Genomic DNA, 2360 nt, shown 5'->3' with positions numbered 1-2360 from the left:
TGCCAGTCAAAAAATATACTTATCTGAAAAGAGTCATCGCGGGAGGAGACACCTGCCCGAAAGATCTGGCCGAGAAATGGAGTGCGCATCATCCTTTTTATAATGAATACGGGCCTACGGAGACAACGGTCACTTCCATTATGCACTTGTATGATCCCAACAATGAGCAACAGTCATTTGTTCCTGTGGGCCGCCCGCTGCCCAACACTATTGTCTATATTTTAAAGAATGACCGGCTGGCGCCCGTTGGGGTGATCGGGGAAATCTGTATAGGCGGAGACTGTCTGGCGAGAGGCTATTTGAACAGACCCGGTTATACCGAGGCTGCCTTCGTTCCCAATCCATTCAAGGAGGGAGAAAGAATGTACAGGACCGGAGACCTGGGAAGATGGCTGGCGGATGGTACCATCGAATTTGCCGGCCGTATAGATAACCAGGTGAAGATAAGAGGGTATCGGATCGAGACAGGAGAGATTGAAAGCGCATTGCAAACGCATCCGGATATTGTGGCATCCGTGGTCGTTGCCAGAACGATCCATAAAGGTGAGCCCGAATTGGTCGCGTATATAGTTAGCCGTGGATCGTTGAATGTGGCCGACTTGCGTTCGCATCTGGGCAGAACATTGCCTGGGTATATGCTGCCGTCTCATTATGTACAGATAGAAGAAATACCGCTGACATCCAATGGCAAAACAGACCGTAAAAAACTACCTGATCCGGTTGGAGCCGGAATTGCTTCGGGTAATGTTTTAGTACATCCGCGTAACCCTACTGAATCTAAGCTGGTTGCCATCTGGCAGGAAATATTGGGGAGAGAAAACATAAGTGTGACGGATAATTTCTTTGAGCTGGGCGGACATAGTTTAAAAGCGATGAGGTTGGTTAACCAGATCCATAAGACATTTGATGTGAGGATAACCCTGAAAGAGCTGTTTGCGAAAAGTCTGTTGCAAGAACAGGCACAGCTTATCGATCAGGCTCAGAAAACAACATTTACAGGCATTGCGGCTGTAGCGGATTGGCCCGATCATGTCTTATCTTCCTCACAACGGAGATTATGGGTGATGAGCCAGTTTGAAGAAGCGAATATTGGTTACAATATGCCCTCCATATATCGTTTTGAAGGCCGGCTGAACAAGCCGGCGTTGGAGACGGCTTTTGGCAGGTTGATAGGCCGGCATGAGATCTTGCGGACTGTCTTCAGGGAAAACCAGCAGGGAGAGATCCGGCAGTTCATTCACGCACCTGAAATGACCGGTTTCCGTTTGTTGTTCGAAGAGCTGCATAAGGAAGAGGTAGCGGAAAGAGTGCAGGCTGCGGTCAATGAGCCATTTGATCTGGCAACGGGGCCTTTGATCAGGGCCAGTGTTTTCCAGGTTGCTGGCGATGAATGGGTGTTCTTTATTAACATGCATCATATTATTGGTGACGGCACGTCGACGGTTATCCTCATCAATGAATTGTTACAATTGTATAAGGCGCAAATCGCAGGTCAGCCAGATCCTTTCATTCCATTGCGCATCCAATACAAAGATTATGCAGCCTGGCAACAGGAACAATTGAACAGGCATCTGTTTGACAAACATAAAGCCTGGTGGCTGGATCAATTAGGCGGTGAGCTGCCTTTATTGGAGCTGCCGGTTGATAGACCCCGGCCTCCTGTAAAGAGCTATAGGGGAGGCCTTATCAGACGCATATTTTCCGCTAAACAATATGAAGGCCTCGGATCGCTGGGCAGGGAGCAGGGCAGTACTTTGTTTATGGGCCTGCTGGCCTTGGTGAATGCCTTGTTGTACCGGTATACCGGCCAGGAAGATATTATCATCGGAAGTCCGATCGCCGGCAGGGAACATGCGGATCTGGAAGATCAGATCGGATTCTATGTAAATACGCTGGCGCTAAGAACCCGGTTTTCCGGGGAGGATAGCTTTGAAGGCTTGCTGGAACACGTTCGCCAGGTTACGTTTGATGCCTATGAGCACCAGTCGTACCCGTTCGATGAACTGGTAGATGATCTCCATCTTCAGCGGGATATGAGCAGGGGCGCCTTGTTCGATGTGATGGTCGTTTTACAAAACTACGAATCCATTGGGAAGGAGGATGCTTTAGGGGAGCTGCGGGTGAGCGGGTACGAAGGCGGAGAACACCAGACCAGCAAATTTGATCTCCTTTTCACTTTTACACAAGAGGAGGGCGTACTCATCTTATTTCTTGAATACAATAGTGATATTTTTGACAGAACCACTGCAGACCGGATAGGCGATCATTTATTGCAGCTGCTGGATGCCGTTATAGAAACTCCAGCCGTTGCTATTCATCAACTGGATTATTTACGGCCGGCAGAAAAAGCGCAGCTGCAG

Annotated in this window: 1 protein-coding gene; it reads left to right on the top strand. The window is 48.9% G+C overall.

Annotated elements, in window-relative coordinates; genetic code table 11:
- Positions 1-2360 (top strand): condensation domain-containing protein (locus ACJ751_RS17905; protein WP_407746891.1); only part of this gene is annotated, 2360 nt, incomplete at both ends.

The organism is Niastella sp. (assembly GCF_045805085.1).
In the GTDB taxonomy this organism is placed as follows: Bacteria; Bacteroidota; Bacteroidia; order Chitinophagales; family Chitinophagaceae; genus Niastella.
Note: the sequence above shows the minus strand (reverse complement) of the source record. Positions and strands in the feature narration are given on the sequence as shown.